This window comes from Chitinophaga sp. CCNWYY40 (assembly GCF_037483205.1).
Classification (GTDB): Bacteria; Bacteroidota; Bacteroidia; order Chitinophagales; family Chitinophagaceae; genus Chitinophaga; species Chitinophaga ginsengisegetis.
This window is the reverse complement of sequence record NZ_JBBHLF010000002.1, coordinates 743109-768264: the sequence shown is the minus strand read 5'-3', so window position 1 is coordinate 768264 and position 25156 is coordinate 743109. Positions and strand designations below refer to the sequence as shown.

At 46.4% G+C, this 25156-nt stretch carries 27 protein-coding genes; 17 read left to right on the top strand and 10 right to left on the bottom strand.

Going from position 1 to position 25156, the window contains the following annotated elements; all coding sequences use genetic code 11:
- Positions 1-48 precede the first annotated feature (48 nt).
- The 3 genes from V7S65_RS08820 to V7S65_RS08810 all read right to left on the bottom strand — a co-directional run bounded on the left by V7S65_RS08820 (position 49) and on the right by V7S65_RS08810 (position 1983).
- Positions 49-858 (bottom strand): sensor histidine kinase, encoded by an 810-nt coding sequence (locus V7S65_RS08820; protein WP_079471949.1) that lies wholly within the window; start codon positions 856-858, stop codon positions 49-51.
- Complete coding sequence (locus V7S65_RS08815) at positions 845-1351, bottom strand: hypothetical protein (RefSeq protein WP_133256187.1); 507 nt, start codon at positions 1349-1351, stop codon at positions 845-847. Before V7S65_RS08815 ends, V7S65_RS08820 begins: the two co-directional genes overlap by 14 nt.
- A gap of 218 nt (positions 1352-1569) precedes the next feature.
- Entirely contained in the window at positions 1570-1983 is a 414-nt protein-coding gene (locus V7S65_RS08810; protein ID WP_079471947.1) for a hypothetical protein, read from the bottom strand.
- 484 nt (positions 1984-2467) lie between these two features.
- Between V7S65_RS08810 and V7S65_RS08805 the strand changes: the two genes are divergently transcribed.
- On the top strand, positions 2468-3358 hold the full coding sequence (locus tag V7S65_RS08805) for a hypothetical protein (RefSeq protein WP_336388524.1): 891 nt from the start codon (positions 2468-2470) through the stop codon (positions 3356-3358).
- A 117-nt stretch (positions 3359-3475) separates the two neighbouring features.
- Here V7S65_RS08805 and xerD read toward each other — a convergent pair whose 3' ends face one another.
- The gene (gene xerD, locus V7S65_RS08800) at positions 3476-4375 is read right to left on the bottom strand and encodes a site-specific tyrosine recombinase XerD (RefSeq protein ID WP_079471944.1); all 900 of its coding nucleotides are present in this window, start codon (positions 4373-4375) and stop codon (positions 3476-3478) included.
- Between the two features lie 413 nt (positions 4376-4788).
- Complete coding sequence (locus V7S65_RS08795) at positions 4789-5205, bottom strand: nucleoside-diphosphate kinase (RefSeq protein ID WP_079471943.1); 417 nt, start codon at positions 5203-5205, stop codon at positions 4789-4791.
- A gap of 165 nt (positions 5206-5370) precedes the next feature.
- On the opposite strand from V7S65_RS08795, the gene V7S65_RS08790 reads away from it, so the two are divergent.
- Together V7S65_RS08790 and V7S65_RS08785 are read left to right on the top strand one after the other, a co-directional pair.
- Entirely contained in the window at positions 5371-6375 is a 1005-nt protein-coding gene (locus tag V7S65_RS08790; RefSeq protein ID WP_336388525.1) for a DHH family phosphoesterase, read from the top strand.
- Between the two features lie 38 nt (positions 6376-6413).
- Entirely contained in the window at positions 6414-7295 is an 882-nt protein-coding gene (locus V7S65_RS08785) for an FKBP-type peptidyl-prolyl cis-trans isomerase (protein ID WP_079471941.1), read from the top strand.
- Between the two features lie 140 nt (positions 7296-7435).
- On the opposite strand, the gene V7S65_RS08780 is transcribed toward V7S65_RS08785, so the two are convergent.
- Both V7S65_RS08780 and folP read right to left on the bottom strand, forming a co-directional pair.
- Positions 7436-8248: a diadenylate cyclase gene (locus tag V7S65_RS08780; RefSeq protein ID WP_079471940.1), complete on the bottom strand. Its 813-nt coding sequence runs from the start codon at positions 8246-8248 to the stop codon at positions 7436-7438.
- 24 nt (positions 8249-8272) lie between these two features.
- Positions 8273-9136, bottom strand: coding sequence for a dihydropteroate synthase (gene folP, locus V7S65_RS08775; RefSeq protein ID WP_079471939.1), 864 nt, complete (start codon positions 9134-9136; stop codon positions 8273-8275).
- Between the two features lie 247 nt (positions 9137-9383).
- On the opposite strand from folP, the gene V7S65_RS08770 reads away from it, so the two are divergent.
- From V7S65_RS08770 to V7S65_RS08745, 6 genes are all read left to right on the top strand, one after another.
- A complete protein-coding gene (locus V7S65_RS08770) occupies positions 9384-10466 on the top strand; it encodes a BT_3928 family protein (RefSeq protein WP_079471938.1) in 1083 nt (360 codons plus the stop codon).
- Positions 10467-10472: 6 nt separating this feature from the next.
- Positions 10473-11528 carry an ABC transporter permease gene (locus tag V7S65_RS08765; RefSeq protein ID WP_336388526.1) on the top strand — a complete coding sequence of 352 codons (1056 nt, stop codon included), beginning with the start codon at positions 10473-10475 and terminating at the stop codon, positions 11526-11528.
- Positions 11529-11615: 87 nt separating this feature from the next.
- Positions 11616-12131, top strand: coding sequence for an RNA polymerase sigma factor (locus V7S65_RS08760; protein WP_111578209.1), 516 nt, complete (start codon positions 11616-11618; stop codon positions 12129-12131).
- On the top strand, positions 12121-12594 hold the full coding sequence (locus tag V7S65_RS08755) for a hypothetical protein (protein WP_111578208.1): 474 nt from the start codon (positions 12121-12123) through the stop codon (positions 12592-12594). Before V7S65_RS08760 ends, V7S65_RS08755 begins: the two co-directional genes overlap by 11 nt.
- Before the next feature lie 34 nt (positions 12595-12628).
- A complete protein-coding gene (locus tag V7S65_RS08750) occupies positions 12629-13150 on the top strand; it encodes a DUF4252 domain-containing protein (protein ID WP_079471934.1) in 522 nt (173 codons plus the stop codon).
- A 17-nt stretch (positions 13151-13167) separates the two neighbouring features.
- The gene (locus V7S65_RS08745; protein ID WP_079471933.1) at positions 13168-13677 is read left to right on the top strand and encodes a DUF4252 domain-containing protein; all 510 of its coding nucleotides are present in this window, start codon (positions 13168-13170) and stop codon (positions 13675-13677) included.
- Between the two features lie 3 nt (positions 13678-13680).
- Here V7S65_RS08745 and V7S65_RS08740 read toward each other — a convergent pair whose 3' ends face one another.
- Both V7S65_RS08740 and recF read right to left on the bottom strand, forming a co-directional pair.
- Positions 13681-13968: a DUF721 domain-containing protein gene (locus V7S65_RS08740; protein ID WP_079471932.1), complete on the bottom strand. Its 288-nt coding sequence runs from the start codon at positions 13966-13968 to the stop codon at positions 13681-13683.
- Between the two features lie 81 nt (positions 13969-14049).
- Positions 14050-15129 carry a DNA replication/repair protein RecF gene (recF, locus tag V7S65_RS08735; protein WP_336388527.1) on the bottom strand — a complete coding sequence of 360 codons (1080 nt, stop codon included), beginning with the start codon at positions 15127-15129 and terminating at the stop codon, positions 14050-14052.
- A gap of 228 nt (positions 15130-15357) precedes the next feature.
- On the opposite strand from recF, the gene pdhA reads away from it, so the two are divergent.
- The 7 genes from pdhA to V7S65_RS08700 all read left to right on the top strand — a co-directional run bounded on the left by pdhA (position 15358) and on the right by V7S65_RS08700 (position 20593).
- Positions 15358-16350, top strand: a complete 993-nt coding sequence (gene pdhA / locus V7S65_RS08730) for a pyruvate dehydrogenase (acetyl-transferring) E1 component subunit alpha (protein WP_079472478.1) — start codon at positions 15358-15360, stop codon at positions 16348-16350.
- 120 nt (positions 16351-16470) lie between these two features.
- Positions 16471-17169, top strand: a complete 699-nt coding sequence (locus V7S65_RS08725; protein ID WP_079471930.1) for a tetratricopeptide repeat protein — start codon at positions 16471-16473, stop codon at positions 17167-17169.
- Positions 17170-17234: 65 nt separating this feature from the next.
- The gene (gene ribH / locus V7S65_RS08720) at positions 17235-17735 is read left to right on the top strand and encodes a 6,7-dimethyl-8-ribityllumazine synthase (RefSeq protein WP_336388528.1); all 501 of its coding nucleotides are present in this window, start codon (positions 17235-17237) and stop codon (positions 17733-17735) included.
- A gap of 25 nt (positions 17736-17760) precedes the next feature.
- On the top strand, positions 17761-18480 hold the full coding sequence (locus tag V7S65_RS08715; RefSeq protein WP_079471928.1) for a (Fe-S)-binding protein: 720 nt from the start codon (positions 17761-17763) through the stop codon (positions 18478-18480).
- Between the two features lie 34 nt (positions 18481-18514).
- Positions 18515-18928 (top strand): EVE domain-containing protein, encoded by a 414-nt coding sequence (locus V7S65_RS08710; RefSeq protein WP_079472477.1) that lies wholly within the window; start codon positions 18515-18517, stop codon positions 18926-18928.
- Between the two features lie 107 nt (positions 18929-19035).
- A complete protein-coding gene (locus V7S65_RS08705) occupies positions 19036-19905 on the top strand; it encodes a DUF4349 domain-containing protein (protein ID WP_336388529.1) in 870 nt (289 codons plus the stop codon).
- Positions 19906-19915: 10 nt separating this feature from the next.
- On the top strand, positions 19916-20593 hold the full coding sequence (locus tag V7S65_RS08700) for an SIR2 family NAD-dependent protein deacylase (protein WP_079471926.1): 678 nt from the start codon (positions 19916-19918) through the stop codon (positions 20591-20593).
- Between the two features lie 86 nt (positions 20594-20679).
- On the opposite strand, the gene V7S65_RS08695 is transcribed toward V7S65_RS08700, so the two are convergent.
- Complete coding sequence (locus V7S65_RS08695; protein WP_111578203.1) at positions 20680-22002, bottom strand: saccharopine dehydrogenase C-terminal domain-containing protein; 1323 nt, start codon at positions 22000-22002, stop codon at positions 20680-20682.
- Between the two features lie 423 nt (positions 22003-22425).
- Between V7S65_RS08695 and gyrA the strand changes: the two genes are divergently transcribed.
- A complete protein-coding gene (gene gyrA, locus V7S65_RS08690) occupies positions 22426-25032 on the top strand; it encodes a DNA gyrase subunit A (RefSeq protein WP_079471924.1) in 2607 nt (868 codons plus the stop codon).
- Positions 25033-25156: the final 124 nt, after the last annotated feature.

Genomic DNA, 25156 nt, shown 5'->3' with positions numbered 1-25156 from the left:
GGGTTCAACACAACCGGATGGCAATTTAGTAATAAAACAACATAAGTATCAACTATTCTGTGCAGGTGACTGATAATTCTCTACACTTATCGTAGCAATGGTACCTTGTGGTGTTCCGGGAGTGAAGTTAATGTTTCCACCGATAATATTGAGGCGGCTTTCAATATTTTTAAGTCCCAGGCTGCCGGTTTTGGTACGGGAAGCGGCCAGCGACGTTAGTAAAGCGCCGTTTCCATTGTCTTCCACGGTGAGGGTAAGCAGGGAAGGAGTGGTTTGATAAGTGATCAGTACTTCTGTTGCCTGTGCATGTTTCAGGATGTTATTGATGAGTTCCTGTACTACGCGGTATACATTCAGTGCCTTCTCGCGGTCGACGGTTTGCCCGTTGCCGGCAGTTTTAAAAGCTATTTTTACCTGCTTGTTTTTGTTCATCAGGTTACAGAAGGAGTCCAGCGCATGTGCCAGGCCCAGGTTTTCCAACGCCTGGGGGTGCAGGCTTTGGGAGATGAACCGCAGTTGTTGTATAATGGTGTCTGTGAAGTCTTTGGTTTCCTTAAGCCGCTCTGTTTCGCCGTTGCCGGTTTTCAGCAGTGGCTGCAGGCCGCCCAGGTTGAGTTTCAGTACGGATAGCTGGGCGCCCACTTCGTCGTGCAGGTCTTCCGCAATACGTTTGCGTTCCTGTTCCTGTCCCTGGAGTACTGCGATGAGGCGTTCCCGTTGGAGCTGGAGGTCCTTGTCACGTATATCAAGTTTATGTTGGATAACCATTTTTTGTTGGAGCATTACCAGCAATATCACGATGACTCCCAGCATTAACATTACTGTAGTACCAATTACAATAACATCAATAATTCGCATGTTTTAGTTTTTTGATCTTAGAGAACCCAATATAAAGAAGAATCATTGATATCATTCCAACAATATAATTGATACTCAATATTGCGATGGTCATCCCCATTCTGGCTATTCCCGTGGTGAAAAGCGCCTGCAGGTGGTTATAGCTGATGCAAAATAGAAATTCGGTACAGGCAAAGATGAAGATCCCTGAATTATACCAGAATATTGGTAAAGAATCAATGTATATCGATTTTTCAATAAGATTCCTGTCTCTGAGCAGTTGTAAAAAGAGATAAAGACCATAGGTAAGTACTACAAGCTGCTTCACCCCCGATGAAATGGAGTTAAAGGCGCGGACCCCCTCTATGAAAAACAGGTCAAATATAAATATCGCCAGTAACAGGAAAGGCATATACTTTACAATGCTTTTCATAGTGGGGTTAGAAATATTCCGGTAGTAAAATACAGAGAGGATCGCAAACTGGATGAAGTGCATAAGGCTGAAAAACCACATGTTATTCCCGATATACCGTTGTACAAGAACAGACCCTCCGGCAAAGACAATACAGCTTACTATGTAAAAAAGCAGGCACCTGGATGAAAAATTCAGGGACTTATAATTTAAAAGGAAGGGGATCAAGACCAGTGCTTCGACCCCCACCATGCTGTAAAAAATAGTATAAAATAAAGTTACATTCACGAGATGGCTGTGTTGATGATATTATTTATCACTTATCCTTTTCCTCCTGGTTTTGAGCAATATTCGGGGCATGGTAGTCCTGAATCAAGAATTTTCGCCATAGCGCCTTTGGACACTACGCCACCAGGGCCGGCATTGGTGGTTTCAGTAGGGAGTATATCATTGCCCTCTTCATCTACCGCTACCAGGATCATCTTCTTCTCCTTTATTCCATCTCCGTCGGTATCTACTTTAATACCATAATAGATCCTTAAAGCAGTTGCGCCGGGCTGGTCAAGCAACTCAATAATTTTATCCTTACCAAAACACATCGCCTTAACATGGGTACCAAAGGATTTCTGATTTACATGATCCTCATCGTGATTTTTTGTAAGGGTGACCATTTCTTCAAGTGAAATGAAAGCGCCGGTATCCGATGGGATCGGCCTTTTTGGAAAATCATTCATAGTGGGTAAGTTTTAGTTTGCTGTAAAATTATTATAAATAATTGCATATACAATCCGGCCATTGACGGGTAATATAAGCCGCAACTGCGTTTTTACGCAGGGGGAATGCGGTGTGCTATTGGCTTTCCGCGATTTTATGGATCTCCATACGCATACCGGATTACGTATCCGCCACTTCAAAATGCGTATTTATACGCATCACTTTTTGCATACCAGGAAACGGCTAAAAGGTGGGTACCGTATTTCCCTTCCTCCTTTTGCGTAGTTCTACGTAAAGCTTTTTTTCAGTTGTTAAACGCTTGACTGCTCCTTTAAAGTTCTCAATCTTTGTATTGTCAACCGGCTTTAAATCTATTGTCCTCAGAAAAGTTCAAAGTAATTGGCCTTTCTACCATGTTTGTTTTTTTCGGTTAGTATTATGCAGAATCAATTCATCAGGTGATGCTCGTTAACCCCTTTTTTTTTCTTTAAAAAAAATAAAATTATGAGTTACCTATTAATCGGAAACATCTCTGCACTTATTTGTAACGATTGCGTAGAGCCCCTGGCCAATGCGCGTATCCGGGTTTACCTGCCTGCTGTATTGCAGGCGGCAGATCAGCCCCACGGAATTTTTAACGACATGAAACCACTGTCGGCCCGGGAAGTACTGATGAAGGCCGACAGGTTACTGGCGGAAGCCACCCTGGATGAAAAAGGCAACTTCAGTCTCCAGTGGAAGGAAGTACACCTGTTCACAGAAGCATTGGAACTGGATCTGTGCCTGGATCAGCTGCCCGGAAAAAACGGTACGAAACAGTCCCGCAATTTCCACCTGAGCAAACTGGTACTGCACTGGAAACGTAACAGCGGCGGCTATGTAGGCGCCTATGCTTATGTTATTCCGGCCGCCACCTGGCATAATATATACGCCAACGCCGGCGCCTGGGTGATCACCGGACTGGTAAAACCACACATGGCGGCGTCAGGACAACCACACCTGAAAGTAGAAGCCTATAATGCCCTCACCGGTAAGCTCATCGGGCAGGCGCATACCAACGAGGTAGGCCGCTATACCCTTCACTTTTCAAGACAGCAGCTTGCAAACGGCATCATGCACTCCCTCATTCCCGGCCGCAGGAACCTGGGACCGGATGTATATTTCAAAGTTTACAGGAACAACGAGTTGCTGTGGGCAGAAGACGAAAAGATGGCCCGTATGCCTAACCGGCAAGACCTGGGCCCCTGCAGCAACGTAAATATAATTTACCGGTCGTCCCGGGTGAAACGCGCCTCCGACCAGCTTGGCAACTGGTTCAGTGATGTGATCACCCTCACCAGTCAGAAGAGAAAGAAGAGTGATAAATACCGCTTGCTAACCCATAGCTTATTGTAACAAGATTGTTTGTGTATACCTTCCTTATCATGGCAAAAACTACCCGATTGTTTGTGACCTTCTAACAGCAGAAATGAAACAGCTACCTTTCCCCGGTAGCTGTTTTCGTTTATACCCTCAAAACCGGGGATGAAAACGCATCAGGGTATCTCTTAAATATTCCCTGTCCAGGTGGGTATAGATCTCTGTGGTAGTAATGCTCTCGTGTCCCAGCATTTCCTGAACGGCCCGGAGGTCGGCGCCGCCTTCCACCAGGTGGGTGGCAAAGGAGTGCCGGAAAGTATGGGGCGATACATTTTTATGAATACCCGCTTTTTGGGTCAGCTCCTTTATAATAAGGAAGATCATCACCCGGCTCAGTGCGCCGCCGCGGCGGTTGAGGAAAAGGGTATCTTCCTCGCCGTGCTTAACGGGCAGCGCTATACGAACATTTCTCCGGTAAATATCTATCTGCCGCATGGCGTCTTTCCCGATAGGTACCATCCTTTCCTTGTTGCCTTTCCCGATTACCCGGATAAATCCCACATCCATATGGAGCTGGGTGATCTGGAGGTTAATCACCTCGCTTACCCGCAGTCCACAGCTGTACATGGTTTCAAGGATGGCTTTATTCCGGTGCCCCTCGGCGGTGTCCAGCGGTATCTGGGCAATGATCTTTTCAATCTCTTCAAAGGTGAGTACGTCGGGCAGCTTGCGTAAAATCTTCGGGGCTTCGAGTAGTTGGGTGGGATCGTCATGGGCCATGTCTTCCAGCAGGAGGAACTTGTAAAAGGCTTTGAGGCCGGAAATAGTCCTGGCCTGGGAGCTGGCAGTCATCCCCAGTTTGGCGATCCATTGCACACAATCCTGCAGGTCTTCAAAAGTCACGTCCTGGGGCCGGAGTTTTTCTTTTCCGTGAGCGAGGAGGTATTGCTCCAGTTTCTCCACATCTCTTACATATGCTTCCACGGAGTGGTCGGACATGGACCGCTCCAATCTTAAATAGCCTTTAAATAGTTTCCGGAATGATTCCCACATGCCGGCAAGTTAAATGCTTTTTTACAAAACTACGGTAACGGCTATCCGGGAAAGTATCTTTAAAGTGGTAAAATAATACCAGTAAAAACGGGTGTTTTTGAGGGTAAGAACAGGGGAGTGGTTTTACTTAAAGTAAGATGATGATGTTTTGTTATAATTGATTGATAATGATATTTTTATTGAGAGATAAAAAATACTGGTTTTCACGTTTGAAACGCTCTTTTTTGCCTGTTTTCAGGCATCATATTTTTATTAAAAACATGTGATTGCGCCTTTTTGGCAGTTTTATCTTCCTGTTTAAAGTAATACTTCGTTGGGGTTGCATAAGTCATTTAAAATGAATTAAATAACAATAAAAAAAAGGTCAGCTTCAACGAAGCTGACCTTTGTGGTAATGATTTTGTCAATCAGTACTAGAATTTCTCCAGACCGCTGAAGAAGAAGTTACCTTCTATAGCAGCGTTCTCATCAGAGTCGGAACCATGAACCGCGTTGCGGCCGATAGACTCTGCGTATTTTTTACGGATGGTACCTTCCTCTGCATTGGCAGGATTGGTAGCACCGATCAGTTTGCGAAAATCTTCTACGGCGTTGTCTTTCTCCAGGATAGCCGCTACGATATGGCCGCTGCTCATGAATTCTACCAGTTCACCGTAAAAAGGTCTTTCCGCATGTACTGCATAAAACTCACCTGCTTTAGCAGTAGATAACTGCGTCATTTTCATGGCTACGATGCGGAAACCTGCAGCGTTGATCATGTTTAAAATGCCGCCAATGTGCCCGTTTGCTACTGCATCAGGCTTGATCATAGTAAATGTTCTGTTGCTCATATAATGTTTAATTCCGAATTACAGATTAGGCCGCAAAAGTAATTACATTTTCTTTAGTGGTAAAAAATTTTGAAATTCTGGCTCAAATAAAGATCTTCGCACTTCGTTTTCTGTTTCAACCACTTGTTGTGATTGGAAATCAACTCTTAACATTACAGTTTTTTAATGAAGCCGATCGAGGAAATTAAGCCTTTGCTGGAGAGCCCTAAGAAAGTGGTGATTACGATGCACCAGAAGCCGGACGCGGATGCGATGGGATCTTCCTTAGCAATGTATCACTACTTAGTACAGAAAGGGCATCAGGTAACTGTAATCTCACCTACAAATTTTCCGGATTTCCTGAAGTGGATGCCAGGCGCGGACGACGTGATTGACTACGAATCCTCTATGGATCGGGCCATTCAGGCACTGGAAGGCATTGATCTCCTGTTTTGCCTGGACTTCAACGCCCTCTACCGCACCAAAAATCTGGTGCCCCACCTGGAAAAACTGGACTGTATCAAAATTCTGATAGATCACCATCTGGAGCCACAGCCCAGCTTTGACTACGGGGTGAGCGATACAAAAGCCAGCTCCACCGCCCAATTAGTTTATGAAACTATATATAAATTGGGAGATGAGCAGTATATTAACCTCGAAATTGCACAGTGCATTTATGCCGGCACTGTAACAGATACAGGATCTTTCCGCTTTGCATCTACCTCTGCTGCCGTACACCGTATGGTGGCCGACCTGATGGAAAGAGGACTGAAACATGAGGTGATCCACCAGGCGATCTATGATAACTTCCTGGAAAACCGCCTGCGCTTCCTCGGACATAGTCTGCTGAACCGCATGGAAGTGTTCTATGAATACAATACCGCCATGCTGGCCATCCCGTATTCCGATCTTAAACGGTTCGACCTCCAAACCGGAGATACCGAAGGGCTCGTGAATTTCCTGTTATCCATACAGGGCATCAAGATGGCCGCTTTGATCATTGACCGCAACTCGGAAGTGAAATTGTCGTTCCGCTCCAAAGGCGACTTCGACGTAAATACCTTCGCCCGCAAATATTTCGACGGGGGAGGGCATTTCAACGCTTCAGGAGGGCGCAGCACCGATCCGCTGGAAAAAACAGTGGACCGCTTTATCAAAGCCGTGGAAGAGAACGAAGACCTGTTACAATAAACTGTAAATAAAGTATTTCAACCTACTAATACAATCAAATGAAAAAAAACAATCAGTTTTTAGTTGCAACTGCGGCTTTAGGCTTTCTTTTAGCCAGTTGCGGTACAGGTGTTAAAAAAACACCGGGCGGTATTGAGTATATCGTTCACAAATCCGGCAGCGGAGCACAACTGAAATTAGGCGATACTGCCCTGGTGAATGTTACCCAGCGTATCAATGACTCCCTGCTGGGCGATTCCCGTAAAATGGTAGGTGCTGCGATTCCGGTGCTGGTGGCAAAACCACAGAACAAGTACGATCTGATGGAAGGTATTGCTCTCCTCCACGAAGGTGATAGCGCTACTTTTATCATTCCATGGGATTCATTACCAGCTCAGGAGCGTCCTCCATTTGGTAAAAAAGGTGATAAACTGAAAATCACTTTCGCGGTAGAAAACAAATACTCTGCTGCTGCCCAGAAAGAAAAAGACGAAAAACTCATTAAAGAGTACCTGGATAAAAACAAGATCAACGCCACTAAAAACGCTGAAGGCGTTTACGTAGCAGTAACCCAGGAAGGTACAGGCAGTACACCTAATCCAGGTGATACCGTTTATGTACACTACACTGGTAAGCTCACCACCGGTAAAGTATTTGATTCCAGCCAGGATTCAACTATGCGCCCAGGTATGCCTTTAGAACCAATTAAATTCCCTATCGGCCGCGGTTTCGTGATCAAAGGCTGGGATGCTGGTTTAAGCGGCCTGAAAAAAGGTTCCAAAGCTACCCTGGTAATTCCTTCTGTACTGGCTTATGGCTTACAGGGAAGTCCTCCGGTAATTCCTGGAAACTCTATCCTTGTATTTGATGTGCAACTGGTAGACATTAAAGCAGGCGCTCCGGCTCCGGCTCAACCAATTACACCAACTCCAGGTAAGTAATTATTACAACATAAAAAGAAAGCCCCCTGCCGTTTGGCAGGGGGCTTTCTTTTTATGCAGTTTCTTCAGGTCCACCTCATCGCCGGGGATGAAGCGTAGATAAAGCGTACATGAAGCGTAGATAAAGCGTGTTTAAAGTATCAGGCGTACCCGTCAATCAGCACCTCGTACAATTTCACTTTCAGGTCTTCCAGTGATACATCCTGGGTAAGCACCCCATCGATCGCATAAGACACCGTACCCCTTTCTTCAGAAACAATGATCGCCAGGTTATCGCTATGCTCTGTAATCCCTACGGCCGACCGGTGGCGCAACCCGATACGGGTAGGCAGGTTCGGATTCTCCGATACCGGCAGGATCACTTTGGCCGCCAGGATCTTATTACCCACAATAATCAGCGCACCATCGTGCAGCGGGCTGTGCTTCTCAAAAATACTTTCAATCAGCTTTGCACTCACGTTCCCATCGATAGGAATACTGGACGCAGAATCAAATTTCAACCGGTAGGTGGTGGCAATCACCATCAAAGCCCCGGTAAAGGTGCTCTGCATCCGGCTTACCGCCACAATAATTTCATTAATAATGTTTTCTTCTTCTTTATAACTCTTAAACTTATCAGGCAGGAACAATTTGGTTAAAAAACTATCCTTGCTCAAGGGTGTTTTCTTGCCCAGCACCAGCAGGAACTTCCTGATCTCCGGCTGGAAGATGATAATGATCGCAATGATACCAACGTTAATAAAGTTCTGCAGGATAATAGTGAGGATAGGCATCTTCAATGCCCTCACCAGGAAATACGCCGCATATACCATTAACAGGCCTACGAAAATATTAAAAGCAAGACTACCCTTTAATAAACGATACAACTGAATAATTAAAAAAACAACAATCAGCAGGTCCAGCAGATCCAGCCATCGAAACTCAACTCCATAAAATTCTATTACTTCCTTCATAGTTGTAAAAATAGCAAGATTAAATTATCCATTCATTTTCTCCATAATCCTTACCGCTTCCACAGCGGCTTTTACATCGTGTACCCTTAATATATGTGTGCCCTGTTGCAAGGCAATGGTGTTTAATACGGTGGTGCCGTTCAAGGCTTCGGCAGGGGTTATGTTCAGCAGTTTATAGATCATCGACTTACGGGAAATGCCCGTCAGCACAGGTACGCCAAGTATATCGTAAAACAGGCGCAGGTTTTTCAGCAAGGCATAGTTATGGTCAATTGTTTTTCCAAAGCCAAATCCCGGGTCAGCAATAAAGTCTTTTATACCTGCAGCACGGCAGGCGGCCAGCTTTTCCTTCAGGTAATCCAGTACATCGGCAACCACATCTTCATACTGCGGATTTTGTTGCATAGTAGCAGGTTTGCCTTGCATGTGCATCGCAATATAAGGCACCTGCAGCGTACCAACAACCGGAATCATAGCCGCATCCATATCCCCGGCGCTTACATCATTAATAATAGCGGCGCCGGCATGTACTGCTTTCTCTGCCACCGCAGCATACCATGTATCTACAGATATAATGGCAGCAGGATATTTATTCAGGATGGCATGGATAGCAGGGATCAGCCGGTGCATCTCTTCTTCCGGTCCCACCATCTCCGCACCCGGCCGGGTACTCTGTGCGCCCAGATCCAGTATGGCGGCGCCTTCCTCCAGGTGTTGCTTCGCTTTCTCCATCACCTGGTGCAGCTCATGCATGCGGTTGCCCTCATAAAAGGAATCGGTGGTAACATTGATAATACCCATTACAGCAGGAGTAGCCAGGGATAACAATTGGCCCCTGCAATTTATTACCGGTGAAGATGTTGTTGTCGGGATATGGTGTGGTTTCATTTGAATGCGTTAAGAAGTTGCTCCTGAATTTTCACATAGTTCCGGCCTTTTACCTGAAATTCTTTATTTTGCCTGCAAATCTAAGAAGGAAAATCAATCATTTCCGAATTTAGGAATTTAGACGTTCAATTTCAGAAATAGATTTGGCGCGCTGTCAACTCACTTTCAGATACGCTCATCAATTTCCCGGAGAGGTAAACCCTGATTGTTCTTATCTTCACGGATCACTTAACCATTAAACTATTTTATGAAGATTATCCTTAACCTGTTACGTATAATCGTTGGGGTGTTATTCATTTTCTCTGGTCTGATTAAAGCCAATGATCCGTTAGGACTCAGCTATAAAATGGAGGAGTTTTTCGAAGTGCTGCATCTCACATTCCTTTCTCCCTATTCGCTGGCATTTTCTATTATCATGAATGCCTTTGAAATTATTGCCGGTGTAGCGGTACTTATCGGCTACCGCATGCGGATCTTTTCCGTACTGCTGTTGCTGCTTATTATATTCTTTACTTTCCTCACAGGATATGCGCTGTTCAGCGGTACTATCCGCGAATGCGGCTGCTTTGGCGACTGTATCAAACTCACTGCCGTGGAAACCTTCTGGAAAGATGTGATCCTGCTGGTGATGATCCTCGTTATCTTCTTTTACCGCAATACCATACAGCCGCTCTTTAAAGGAGCTGGTGCAGTATTCCTGCTCTCCGTTTTGTTCGCCTTTGGCATCCAGCGGTACACTTTAAAACACCTGCCGCTCTTTGATTGCCTGCCTTATAAAGTAGGTAATAATATTCCGGAGAAGATGAAACTGCCTCCGGGCGCTACACCAGACGTGTACGAGATGATGTTTATATATGAAAAGAATGGAGAGAAGAAAGAATTTACTGCCGACAACTACCCGTGGTCAGACAGCACCTGGAAGTTTGTAGACCGTAAAGATAAACTGGTGAAGAAAGGAAACGCGGAACCGGCTATTAAGGATTTCATCCTCACCGACCTCGATGGGGTTAACCAAACGGAAGCCATCCTGTCTGAATCCAAACCGGTATATCTCTTCCTGGTACTGAATACCCAAAAGGCCGGCAGCGGTTGGGACGAGAAAATAAAAGCGCTGCAACAGCAATGGAAAAACCAGCAGGTAGTTATATATGGAGTAACCGCTTCTACCAAAGAGGAGATTGCGGCCTTCAAGCAACAACACGGCCTGGAGTTTCCTTTTGTACAGATGGATGGCGTAGCCATTAAAACCGCGGGCAGAAGCAATCCTGCCCTGATCCTGCTGAACAAAGGCACTATTAAAGGGAAGTGGCACTACAATGATATACCATAATAATATATGCTTCGTTTTCTGCTTCGTAAAACCGGATATGGATTGCTGGTACTGCTCGGTGTAGTGGTGCTGGTGTTCTTCCTGTTCAATGTGCTGCCCGGCGATCCGGCGCGGCTTACATTAGGACAGCGGGCCGACGTGGCTTCCCTGGAAAACGTGCGCCGGGAACTGCATCTCGACCAGCCGGTCGGGACGCAGTTCCTGTATTATCTGAACGACCTCCTGCCGGTTGGGATCCACACCCAACAGGAGGCGGATGAAAATCTCCGCTGTCTAACGGTAGCGCATATATCAAATGATAAGCTCCTGGTATTGAAAGCACCCTATCTCCGCCGCTCTTACCAGGGCAAAAAACAGGTGTGGGATATTTTAATGGAAGCATTGCCGGGTACCTTGCTGCTGGCAGTAGCGGCAATGGTGTTTGCCACCATCACCGGTATCGCCCTGGGCGTGTTATCCGCGGTGAAGCAAAATACCTGGATGGATACCGGCGCCGTGTTCGCCAGCGTGGCGGGCATTTCAGCCCCTTCATTTTTTGCCGGCATCGTGCTGGCTTACCTGTTTGGCTTTGTACTCAGCGATTATACCGGTTTGCATATGTCGGGCAACCTGTTTGATGTGGACCCGTTCAAAGGCAGGGTATTAAACCTGCGCAACCTGGTACTGCCGGCCATTACCCTCGGTATCCGCCCGTTGGCCATCATTGTGCAGCTCACCCGCAGCGCCATGCTGGATGTATTGCACCAGGATTATATCCGCACCGCCTATGCCAAAGGGCTTTCCCGGTCCACGGTGATCTGGCGGCATGCGCTGCCCAATGCGCTCAACCCGGTTATTACTGCTATCACCGGCTGGTTTGCGGAACTGCTGGCAGGCGCCTTCTTCGTGGAATACATCTTTGGCTGGAAAGGCATCGGCAAGGTAACCGTGGAGGCGCTGGACAAATTCGACTTCCCCGTTGTGATGGGGGCCATTCTTTTTACGGCCGGCATCTTCGTGATCGTCAACCTCCTGGCCGATCTGCTGTATACGCTCATTGATCCGCGGATCAAGCTGGACTAGCGTCCGGCCCATCTCTCAAAAAAAATATCCGCATCTTTGTAACATCTTCCTTTTACAGTCGTCTTCTTTCAAAACGTACTATTCTGCATGTCATTAGATCGATTCCTTACCCAGGTAGTTCCAGTCAGGCAAAAGCTTTACCGCTTTGCTTTCCGCCTGCTGGGCAACGAGGAAGACGCGCAGGATATTACCCAGGATGCCCTTATGAAAGTATGGGACATGCAGGAGAAGATGGCGGAGCTGCAAAACATGGAAGCATGGTGCATGCGCATCACCCGCAACCTGGCCCTGGATAAAATCAAATCCAGGAAATACCGGATGTCTGATGAACTGGACAGGGCAGGAGAGCTGCCGGCAACGCACCAGAAAAGTCCGCATGCGGTAACGGAACAGAACGATGTAATGGAGAAAGTACATGTGGCCATCAACGCCCTGCCGGAAAAGTACCGTACCATCCTTCAACTGAGGGATATCGACGGACATTCCTACCAGGAGATCGCCGACATACTCGATATAGACATGAACGACGTTAAAGTGAATTTGCACCGTGCCCGTAAAACGGTACGCGAAAAACTACAAAACCTGCAGGTATATGGATTATAAAGAAATCACTGTATTGGTGGAAAAGTACTGGGAAGGAGAAACTTCCCTTGAAGAGGAAGCGGTGTTGCGGGATTTTTTCAGTACACCACATCCAGCCCTGCCGGAAGCGTTGCAGGAAGCAGCCCCCTTGTTCGGGTATTTTCACCGGGAGGCGGAAAAAGTATGGGACGCGCCGCCGGTAAAAGTGGTGAAGTTGTCGCCGTGGAGGCACTGGATGAAGTATGCAGCCGTCATCATGGTAGCAGTAGGTATCGGCTATGCGCTCAAACAGCACCAGCAGCGTGAGCAGCAGGTACTGGTGGCCTTACAGCAACAGGAAATGAACGATCCGCAGAAAGCGCTGGATGAAACAAAGAAAGCTTTACAACTGCTGGCTAAAAACCTGCACAAAGGCACTTCAAAGATGCAGCAGCTGTCTTATTTCAATGAAGCTACCGCCGTGGTAGAAGGCAAGGAAGACTAACGGCCATTTTAAAACCTGATATAAATTTAGAAAGATGAAACGATTCTTGTTATTACTATTGGCGGTCTTCGCCAGTTTTCACCTCTTCGCGCAGCAGGGAAGCGTCATAGAACGGTTCTTCCAGAAGTATGAGAACGACCGCAGTTTCACCGTTATCACCATCACACCCAAAATGTTCAGCATGTTCGCCAAAGTAGATCCCGGCGACGCGGATGCCAAAAACATGATGAAGGTGATCCAGAAACTGAAAGGACTCCGTATCCTCACAAAGGAAAGCACGAAAGACGGCCCGCGGTTATACAAAGAGGCTGCAGCCTTCCTGGGCAGCGACTTTGAAGAGCTGATGACGGTGCGCGATAAAAACAGCGACCTGAAGTTCCTCGTCAAGGAAGATGCAAAAGGCAATATCAATGAACTGGTAATGCTGGTAGGCAGCTCCGATGAGTTCCTGGCTATGAGCCTCGTAGGTACGCTGGATCTCAATGAAATATCCCAGATCGCCAACGGCGTGAATATCCAGGGAATGGATAAACTAAAAAATGTGAAGAAGAAATAACTTTTAAAACCACCCCCATGAAATCATTACTCATTGCTGCAAGCTGTATCGTTTTATCTGCTACCGCTGTAAAAGCCCAGGATAAATGTTTGCGTGAATTCCGCAACAAGTACAGGGGAAGCGCGGAAGTGCACACCGTGAACATCGGCAAATTTGCGCTCCAGCTGGGAAGTTTATGCCTGTCGTTTGATAGTGAGGATGCCGATGCCAGGGCGATTAAACATGCACTTAAAAATGTGCGCAAAGTAAAGATGTATACCATTTCCAACGTGAAGGGCGCCACGGTGAGCTACGACGATATCGCTGATCTGAAAAGTAACCTGCAGCGGAATGAAAATTTTGAGATGCTGATGGAAGTGAGAGAAAAGGGAAACCTGATCCATATACTCAACAAGGGGAAAGACGACGAACTGGGTAATGTGGTGATGCTGGTGCAGGATGAAAATGACTTCCTGATCGTAAACCTGCAAACCTCCCTGAAAATAAGTGATATCAACGAACTGATTCACCAGTTTGCCTCCAACTGATACCTACCGGATCATCACTTCCTTTACAATGTTCTCTCCGAGCATTTCATTCACCAGCTTGATGATCTTGTCTTTCGAATAAGTTAATTCCTGTTTTAGCGGCGCCACCGTAGTTGTAACGATCAGGTTATGATCAATCAACTGGATACTCTGTGTGTAGCGGGCAATGGTTTTACCCATCAGTTTCTCCCAGTTTTCCTGGATGCGCACTTCCGTGAGACGGGGTTTCATCCTGCTCTTATTCATAAATTCCCGGAGCGCATCTCCGATACTGGTAGTTCCATGACGCATGGTGCGAAGCTAGTGATTTTTTGGTTCTCAATGATTGGCTTTTAGCTTTTGGTGATCAACTTTGCTGAGGAAAGCTGAAAGCTATATCGTTATCAGCTGTATTGCTTCGCCGGTGCCTGCAAACGCTTGTTGCAGGCGCTCTGCGTGTGTATCGGTGATGAACACCTGGCCGTAATTATCGCTGGCTACCAATGCAATCAGGCGGCTCACTCGTTCCTGGTCCAGCTTTTCAAAGATATCATCGAGCAACAGGAGCGGGGGAAACTTTTTATGCTGGCGGATTACTTCAAACTGCGCCAGCTTCAGTGCAAATAGAAAGCTTTTGCGCTGGCCCTGTGAGGCACTGCTTTTCATGAGGTGGCCGTTCAGTAAAAAGAGGAGGTCGTCGCGGTGAATACCGGTGGTGGTGCGCTGTAATTGCATGTCGCGGTACCTGGACTGGTGCAGTTGTACCGCATAATCTTCTTCCTGCAGGGTACACTGGTATTGAATATTCACTACTTCATGGGTGCCGGCAATATAATCGTACAGGCGCTGTACCTGCGGAATAAAGGTCTGGAGAAAGGCTTTGCGGGTTTCGTACACCGGTACGCCGTGCATCACCAGCTGCAGGTCGAATACATCCAGCAGGCTATCCTGGTTCTGCCCGGTAGCGGCCATGTTTTTCAGGAGGCTGTTCCGTTGTAATAATATTTTCTGATAGATGATCAGGTGGTCGAGGTACTCCGGGTACAATTGGGAAAGGAGGCTGTCCAGCCATTTGCGTCTTTCTTCGCTGCCCCCCAGGATGATGTCGGCATCGTCCGGGGCAATCATCACTGCGGGAAACTGCCCGATATGCCGTGAAAAGCGGTCGTACCGGTCCTCATTAAGGCTTACTTCTTTCCGGCCTTCTTTGAGGGTGCATACGATCTTTTCTTCCTGGTTATTTTTTTCAAGATAGCCTTCCAGACGGAAGCCATTGGTTTGGTACTGGGTATTCTGACTTTCGCTGCTGGTAAAATAGCTGCGGGTGAAGCAAAGGTAGTAGATGGCGTCCAGCAGGTTTGTTTTACCCGCGCCGTTGCGGCCGGTGATGCCTACGATCCTGTGTCCGAAGGAAAAGGTCGCCTGGCTGTAATTTTTGAACTGGACGAGTGATATTTTATTTATATAAAGCAAAGAAAAAGATTATTCGTAAATAATAATATGCGAAAATTATCACTTGTATAAGTGATAAAAAACCGCTCTAATGGGAACTTCCCTGTGATTCCCGTGCAAATAAATGCAAAACTGTTTGAAATTGATGAAATTGCATAATTTAATGGGAATTAGAATTGATATTTATATTTTACGATTTTCCTGTTATATTTGCGAACAAATTTAGAAAGAGTGCAAACTAAAACAGACGTGAAGACGAAATTCACCAAAGAGACATATCTGTACTGGTATGAATTGATGCTTTTGCTGCGCCGCTTTGAAGAAAAGACAGGCCAATTGTACGGGATGCAAAAAATCCGTGGCTTTTGTCATTTGTACATAGGACAGGAAGCAATTGCTGCTGGTGCGATGACAGCTACCAAGCCGGAGGATAAATTCATCACTGCCTACCGTGATCATGCGCTGGCAATTGCAAAAGGAATTTCCGCTAAAGCTTGTATGGCTGAACTGTATGGTAAAGCAACCGGTTGTTCGAAAGGAAAGGGAGGCAGTATGCACTTTTTCTCCAAAGAGCATGGCTTCTTCGGAGGCCACGGTATTGTTGGAGCTCAGATAGGTACAGGTGCCGGACTGGCGCTTGCAGAGCAGTACAAAGGAACAGACAACGTGGTGTTGTGTTTCTTTGGTGATGGCGCTGCCCGTCAGGGTATCCTCCATGAAACCTTTAACATGGCCATGACCTGGAAGCTCCCGGTAATTTTCATTTGTGAAAATAACATGTACGCTATGGGTACTTCCGTGGAACGTACCTCCAATGTACTGGATATCTATAAGTTGGCGGATGCTTATGAAATGCCGGCCGATTCTATCGATGGTATGAGCTGCGAAGCTGTACACGATGGTATCGAAAGAGCGGTGAAACGCGGTCGTGAAAACGGCGGTCCAACCCTCCTGGAAATCAAAACATACCGTTACCGTGGTCACTCCATGAGTGATCCCGCTAAATACCGCACAAAAGAAGAACTCGAGGAATACAAGGAAAAAGATCCGATCAACGAAGTACTGAGAGTTATTCAGAAAAATAAATGGGCTACCGAAGCAGAAATCGAAGCGATCAACGAACGCGTAAAAGCGGAAGTGGAAGAGTGTGTAACATTCGCAGAAGAATCTCCGTGGCCAGCCGATGATGAATTGCTGAAAGACGTTTACGTTCAGGAAGATTATCCATTCATCGTTGACTAATGTATTTAGCTATCTGCCTTAAGCCTTTAGTAAATGTAGCAAAGCTGCATCTGCTAAAGGCTTAAAGCCTAAAGCTAAACCCTATATTTAATAACCAAGCAATCACAATTACACCTTACAATGGCAGAAACTAAAGATAAAGCCACCGTGCCTCAACCTACAAAAGATTTTGACCTGGAGAAATCCATGCACAAGGCAGAAGATTTCTTCTATAAAAACAAAAATGTTATTTCTATAGCCGTATTGGCTGTAGTAGTAGTGGTAGGCGGTTTCTTCGCTTATAACCGTTTTGTAAAACAGCCAAATGAAAACAAAGCACAGGAAATGATTTTCCATGCACAAAACTACTTCGCGGTAGATTCATTCAAACTGGCTCTGAACGGCGACGGTAATAACTACGGTTTCATCCAGGTAGCAGATAAATACGGCAGCACCAAAGCCGGTAACCTCGCTAAATACAGCGCAGGCGTTTGCTATATCCGTTTGGGCGAATACCAGAAAGGTATCGACATGCTGAAATCTTTTAGTTCCAATGATCTGCTGCTGCAACCCACTGCCTACGGTTTGATCGGCGACGCTTACATGGAGCTGAATAAAGCAGATGAAGGTATTGAATCTTACAAAAAAGCAGGTCACTATAACGATAATGAACTGACTGCCCCTGTATACCTGTTCCGTGCAGGCCAGGCCCTGGAAAGAGCCGGTAAATCACAGGATGCTATCACTATCTACAAAGAAATTAAAGAGAAGTTTCCTACCACTAACGAAGGTCGTGAAATGGACAAATACCTGGCAAGACTGGGAGATGTAAAGAACTAGCTATTAGCAGTTAGCTGTTAGTTTTTAGCTGACAGCTAACTGCCAACAGCCCAAAGCTATAGAATATGTCCGAGCACAATAAAAGCTTATTAAATGACGCTGGCATTCTCAACCTGGAGGATGCCAGTGTTGTTATGGTGTATACCGAATGGAATGATGCCATCGTGAATGAACTGGTAAACGGCTGCGAAAAAGCCCTCACACAGTATAACATCACCAAATCAGAAAAAATAATTGTACCTGGTGCTTTCGAATTACCTTACGCCTGCAAGCAATACTGGGAAACCACCAAAGGCACCGGCAAACAGCCTGGCGCTATTATTGCTTTCGGTTGCGTGATCCGTGGTGAAACACCTCATTTCGATTATGTGTGTAAAGCCGTAACAGAAGGGATCCTTCAATTGAACCTTCAGTTACCCGTTCCTGTTATATTTGGAATTCTGACGGTAGATAACGAACAGCAGGCGCAGGACAGACTCGGCGGGCCCCACGGCCATAAAGGGGAAGAAGCTGCCATTACTGCACTGAAGATGATTGCATTGCAAAGAAAGTTAGCTAAGAGCTAAGGGCTAATCGCTAAAAGCTATAGAGATGAATGTACAGTTATTTATACCGTGTTTTGTAGATCAGCTGTTTCCTGAAACCGCCTTCAATATGGTGAAGGTACTCGAGAAACTGGGATGTAATGTAATGTATAACGCGGAACAAACCTGTTGTGGTCAGCCGGCCTACAATGCCGGGTACCAGGATGAATGCCGTACCGTAGCTACCAAGTTTGTAAAGGACTTCAAAACCTTCGACTACATTGTTGCGCCCAGCGGTTCCTGTACCGGTTTTGTAAGAAACTACTATGGCAAATTGTTCGATAATTCAGCCGCACACAACGATGTGAAACTGCTGAAGAAAAACCTCTTCGAGTTTACCGAATTCCTCACAGACGTATTGCATGTAACAGACCTGGGCGCTACCCTCAATGGGGTGGCTACCTATCACGACGCATGCGGCGCCCTGCGGGAATGCCATATTAAAGAAGGCCCACGCAAACTGCTGGAAAAAGTAAAAGGACTGGAGCTGAAAGAGATGAACGACTGCGAAGTTTGCTGCGGATTTGGTGGTACTTTCGCTGTTAAGTTTGAACCTATTTCAATGGGAATGGGCGAGCAGAAAGTACACAACGCTGTTAACAGCGGAGCCGATTACCTGATCTCCACCGACCTTTCGTGCCTGATGCACCTGGATGGTTATATCCGTAAACACGGTACCAACATCAAAGTGATGCACATTGCAGATGTATTGGCCAGCGGCTGGTAATTCCAACGATCTGATTACGAAAATTGAATGCTATATGAACTATTGGCTGGTGAAATCTGAACCATTTAAATATTCTTGGGATCAGTTTGTAAAAGACAAGATCACCTTCTGGGATGGCGTGCGTAACTACCAGGCACGCAACAATCTCCGGGGCATGAAAAAAGGCGACCAGGTACTGTTCTATCACAGCAATGAAGGGATGGAAATAGTAGGGTTGGCCACCGTTGCCAAAGAAGCCTACCAGGATCCCACTACACCCGATCCAAACTGGGTAGTGGTAGACCTTAAACCATTAAAGCCCTTTAAAAAGGCCGTAACACTGGCCCAGATGAAAGCCGAAAAACGATTGGCCAACCTGTCGCTCATACGCCAGGGACGCTTATCGGTATGCGATGTGAAGCCGGAAGAGTTTGAAGCGATTATGGAAATGGGGGGTATGAAGAAGTAAGTATTTTTACAGAGATATGAATGCGAAGGTTATCTTTCTTTTGGAAGATAACCTTCGCCGTTTATGGAATTCCGGTCAGCTATTCATCATAGAGAAAATTCCAGCTCATGAAATATTCATTCATACTAGCCCTTTGCGTGGCAGTGGCCCTTTTGCCTGCATGCCGCAACAACAACAGCACCCCGGCGGTAGCAGAACTTAAACAGGAGGAAGCCGGAGGGGCAGCAGCGGTAACGGCCACTCAGGCGTTGGCTCTGCCTGATAACGACGCTGAGCAGGCCCCCGCGTTATCCATCTCCCAAAAAATAATAAAAAATGCGGTGCTCCGCTTTTCCACTTCCGATTTTGAAGCCTGTAAGAAACGTATAGCCGATACCGTTAAAAAATACGGCGGCTACATTGCCAGCGAAAAACAGGAAAATACCAATATGCAATGGCGGAATGAGGTAGCTATAAAAGTACCGGCAGCAGCCTTTGAACAATGCGTGGAAAGCCTCACCGGCGGCGCCTCCAGGGTGGATGAAAAAAGTATCACTTCCACCGATGTAACAGAAGAATATGTGGACCTCGACGCCCGCATGAAAGCACGCCTGGCCGTAGAGCAGCGTTACGTACAGATATTGCAGCAGGCGAAGAATGTAAAAGAAATACTGGAAGTGGAAGCACAGCTGAAAAGTATCCGCGAAGAAATTGAATCCGCAAAGGGCCGGTTACAGTACATGGATCATCATGTGGCTTACAGCAACATCAGCCTGGAGTATTATCAAACCTTTGCCAACTCGGATCCGCAGTCGCCGGGATTCCTGCAGCGGTCCTGGTTGTCGTTTAAAGACGGTTGGAACGGGCTTTTATCTTTTGCATTGGGTATACTGAGTGCATGGCCTTTGATTGTTGGTATTGTTTTTATTTTTATTTTTATAAAAAAAGGAATAGGGAGATGGAAATCCCGCAGAACCCCAACTAACGTAAACCAATAAACGAATTCACATGAAACCAAGATTGGTGGTGCTGACCGGAGCCGGCATCAGCGCAGAAAGTGGCCTCCGGACTTTCAGAGACACAGACGGATTATGGGAAGGCTACGATGTATATGAAGTGGCTTCCCCGCAGGGCTGGCAGAAGAACCCCGCCCTGGTGCAGGACTTTTACAACGGCCGGCGTCAGGACGTAAAAGCGGCGCTTCCCAATGCCGCGCATACGGGCCTGGCAAAGCTGGAAGAAAAGTATGATGTACGGATTATTACCCAGAATATCGACGACCTCCACGAAAGGGGAGGCTCTACCCGCGTGCTGCATCTGCACGGCGAAATTTTCAAGATGCGCAGTGTAGATAACGAGGAGCTGATTTATGATATCCACGATGATATTAAGATGGGCGATCTGGCAGAAGACGGCGGACAGCTGCGCCCGCACATCGTTTGGTTCGGCGAGGCAGTGCCTATGATTGAAAAGGCGGCGCGGGAAGTATGGGAAGCTGACGTGTTTGTGGTAGTAGGTACTTCTTTGCAGGTATACCCGGCGGCGAGCCTGTTGCAGTATGTAAAGCCCGGTGTACCGGTGTATATCATCGACCGGAAAATTCCTGAAGTAGCGGTGGCAGATAACCTGCACCTCATTGAAAAGCCTGCTACAGAAGGCGTACTGGAATTATTAAGTATCTTATAAAAATAAAAACCTCCCCGTTCCAGGGGAGGTATCACAAGTCCTTGTGCCCGATTAGAGTCCATCATAGGAAAAAAATAACTTTGCGCTTATTCAAAGCTTTCTTCAAATCTGATATCATACTCCTCTAATTCTTTTAGAACGGGGTTATATACTTCCGGCATTACCGGTATTTGTAGTCCTGTTAATGTTACCTTGTCCTGGAGGATCATTTTGGCCATGATGCCCAGCGGAAGCCCCACTGTTTTAGCCATTGCGGTGTGTATGTTGTCTTCGCCCTGAACAATCATGTAACTGTGCATCCTGGTGGCCATGTTGCGTCTTTCAAACTCAATTTCGTGCATCATTACAATCATGTCCTTGTCGGCAGGTTCCATTTTAAGTTTGTTTTCTACCAGGAACTGGAGGACGCCGGCATTGGTTTGTTCTCCTAAATTTATGACTTCTGTATTTAATAATCCCAGGAATTTTAACTGGCGGATCACTTTCGACTTGGTGCTAACGCCCAGAAACTGGGCCATATTCTCTTCCGGGGTGCCTGTTCCTTCTTTAACGGATTTGGTGGACCAGTCAGTATACGTAAGTTTATCTGTGGCAATTTTATGACGGTCGTCTGTCAGACCCAGCTTTATCAGGGCGTTCCAGCCTTCGCAAAAGTCGGGGTACCGGAGGGTGGCGCGCATAAAGGTGGCCAGTTCTTCCAGCTTATACGCCTGCATATACCCCAGTGAATCGCGGTTGGGATAGAAGGCCAGTTTACCGATGCCGGGTACCTGGATGGTTTTGGTATGATCAAAAAGTTGTTCGTAGCTGAGTTCCTTTACTTTTCCTTTTTCTTTGTAGGTAGCGCCGGAAATGCCTGCCATTACTATGTTCCGGGCGTTCCAGGATACTTTGTACTGCCAGGGATTATCATTGCTGTCGGGGGAGATAAGGCCACCGCAGTAGGATTTAAAGGAGAAGATCTGTCCGCCTTTCTTTTCAATGGAGTGAATGAGCTTCATGGCCGACATATGGTCGATACCCGGGTCCAGTCCCATTTCATACATAAAGAGCAAACCGGCTTTTTCAATTTCGGGTTGCAGTTGCCGTACTTCTTCGTCGATATAAGAGGCGGTGAGGAGGTTCTTTTTTGCCGCGAGGCAATCTTTGGCTACCAGGATATGCAGGGTGGCGGGTAAAAGGGAGATCACGAGGTCAGTATCGCGGATCAGTTGTTGTCGGGCCGCGTTGTCTTTGATATCGAGTGCGGCGGGTGTAGCATAATATGATTTTCCTGTTTTGGATTTGATGAGCGAAAGATCGTGATCTGCTACAGTGATATGCCATTTTTGTCGCGGTGCATTTGCCAACAGATAGTCGATCAGACTGGTGGCCGATTTACCGGCTCCAAACAACAGTATGTTCTTCATAGTCTTCTTTAGAAAAGTGATTAAGAATCAGGGGAATAACAGCACTTTTTATACTAATGTTCGAATTTTTAAGCAAATTCGGATTTGATCTTATTATATATATGTTTTCCGTTGATTCGAACAATTGATTATCAGCCTCTTAGAAACAAATACTTTGCCAATATTTATATTCTAATATATTAAAGGGTCTTAACATATTGCAGATAAAACAAAAACAGGGTTGTTTTACTATAACACAAATGCTATATAAATGGTTCTCATTCATTGTGTAAATCAATCATATATCGATATTGCAATATAATCGTTAATCCCTATGGCGTTTTTTATTCACATTCTTTGATTTTTAGGCCGGAATAAGGGCTGAAATGGCTATATTTGCCTTTATCTGTTTTACGCAGAAAAAACTGTAAATCAACACACAAAATGACAGAGCATACGGAAAATCATCAGGAAGGGAGAATTGTCCAGATAAATATCGAGGAGCAAATGAAAACGGCCTACATAGATTACTCTATGTCCGTGATCGTGGGCCGTGCCTTGCCCGATGTGAGAGATGGTCTGAAGCCTGTGCACCGGCGCGTTTTATTCGGAATGAATGAACTCGGCAACCACAGTAACAAGGCCTACAAGAAATCAGCGCGTATTGTGGGTGAGGTAATGGGTAAGTATCACCCGCACGGTGATGCTTCCATTTATGACACCATTGTACGACTGGCGCAACCCTGGAGCATGCGTTATCCAATGGTGGATGGACAGGGTAACTTCGGTTCGGTAGATGGCGACATGCCGGCTGCCATGCGTTACACCGAGATCCGCCTGCAGAAGATTGCAGAAGCCATGCTGGAAGACATCGAAAAGGAAACGGTGGACTTTACCAACAACTTCGATGACACCCTCGAAGAACCTACAGTGCTGCCTACCCGCATTCCCAACCTGTTGGTGAATGGCGCTTCCGGTATCGCCGTTGGGATGGCGACCAACATTATGCCCCACAACCTCAGCGAAGTGGTGGATGGCGCCATTGCCTACATTGAAAACAAAGAGATCACTATAGAAGAGCTGATCAAACACATTAAAGCACCTGATTTCCCGACAGGGGGTGTTATTTATGGTTTTGAAGGCGTTAAGCAGGGTTTTGAAACCGGCAGGGGCAGGGTAGTGGTAAGAGGTAAAATTACTTCTGAAACCGCGAAAAACGGCCGCGAAAAGCTGGTGATCTATGAGCTGCCTTACCAGATCAACAAGGCAGTGCTGCACCAGAAAATTGCACAGCTGGTAAATGATAAAATCATTGAAGGCATTTCCGATGTACGTGACGAAAGTGACCGTGAAGGTATGCGCCTGGTAATTGATCTGAAAAGAGAAGCAATCTCCAATGTGATCATCAACCAGTTATTTAAATACTCTGAACTGCAAACATCTTACGGTATCAATAACGTGGCGCTGGTAAAAGGCCGTCCGCGTATCCTGAACCTGAAAGATATGATTGCAGAGTTCATCGACTTCCGTCATGAAGTAGTAGTGAGAAGAACCCGCTTCGACCTGCGTAAAGCAGAAGAAAAAGCGCACATCCTCGCCGGTTACCTGATCGCGCTGGATCACCTGGACCAGGTGATTGCACTGATCCGCGCCGCTGCTACGCCTGATATTGCGAAGGAAGGGCTGATGACAGAATTCGGATTGTCTGAGTTACAGTCGAAAGCTATACTGGAACTGCGTTTACAACGTCTTACCGGTATGGAGCGCGATAAGATCCGTGCTGAGTACGACGACATCATGAAACTGATCACTTACCTGAAAGAAGTATTGGCTGATGAATCTTTACGTATGAAGATCATCCGTGAAGAACTGGAAGAAGTGAAGAAGAAATTTGGTGACGAACGTAAAACAGAGATCCAGTATCTCGCCAGCGAAATGAGGATCGAAGATATTATTGCAGAAGAAGATGTGGTGATCACCATTTCTCACCTGGGATATATCAAACGTACTTCTGCCTACGATTACCGTCAGCAGAAACGTGGTGGCCGTGGCGCCATTGGTGGTAAAACCCGTGATGAGGATTATATCGAGCACCTGTTCGTAGCCTCCACGCACCATACCATGCTGTTTTTCACGGAGAAAGGCCGCTGCTACTGGCTGAAGGTTTATGAAATTCCGGACGGAGAGAAGAGCGGTAAGGGACGTGCCATCCAGAACATGATCCAGCTGCCGGCCGATGATAAGATCCGCGCTATCATCGATATTAAAGACCTGAGTGATAAAGATTTTATCAATAACCATTATATTGTACTTTGTACCAAGAAGGGTATCATCAAGAAGACGATGGTGGAAGAGTTCTCCCGCCCGCGTCAGAACGGTGTAAATGCCATTACCATCAACGAAGGCGATGAACTGCTGGAAGCCAAACTGACTACCGGCGACAGCCAGATCATGATGGCCATCCAGAGCGGCCGCGCTATCAGATTCCCTGAAGCCACAGTGCGTGACACCGGTCGCGGCGCCATCGGGGTAAGAGGAATTGAGGTAGACAGCGACAAAGACGAGGTGGTTGGTATGGTTTGTGTTAATAAGGAAGATGAACAGAAAACCATCCTGGTGGTTTCTGAGAAAGGATTCGGTAAACGTACCAGCATCGATGAGTACCGTATTACCAACCGTGGCGGTAAAGGGGTGAAAACCATTAACATCACGGAGAAAACCGGTAACCTGATCGCAGTACTCGACGTAACAGAGAAACATGACCTGATGATCACCTGTAAGTCCGGTATCACCATCCGCATGGCTGTTGCAGATATCCGCGAAGCCGGCCGCGCCACACAGGGCGTACGCCTGATCCGCCTGGATGACAACGACGAAATAGCCGCTGTAGCACGGCTGGATGAACAGGAAGAAGAAGTAATCCACGCAGAAGAAGGCGAAGAAGGTAGCGAAACGCCCGCTGTAGCAAGTAATGAAACACCTGAAGCAGGTGAAAATGACAATACACCGGAAGGAACCGACGGTGAAGCTACTGACACTACAGAAGAATAAATAAATTATAGCCGGTAACAGGTCCTTAACCCGGTCTGTTACCGGTTTCTGATAAAAAAAATACAGCCAGCTTTTAGTGGTAACTATACTACTGGTTGTATTACTGTTTATTGGAGCACCATAC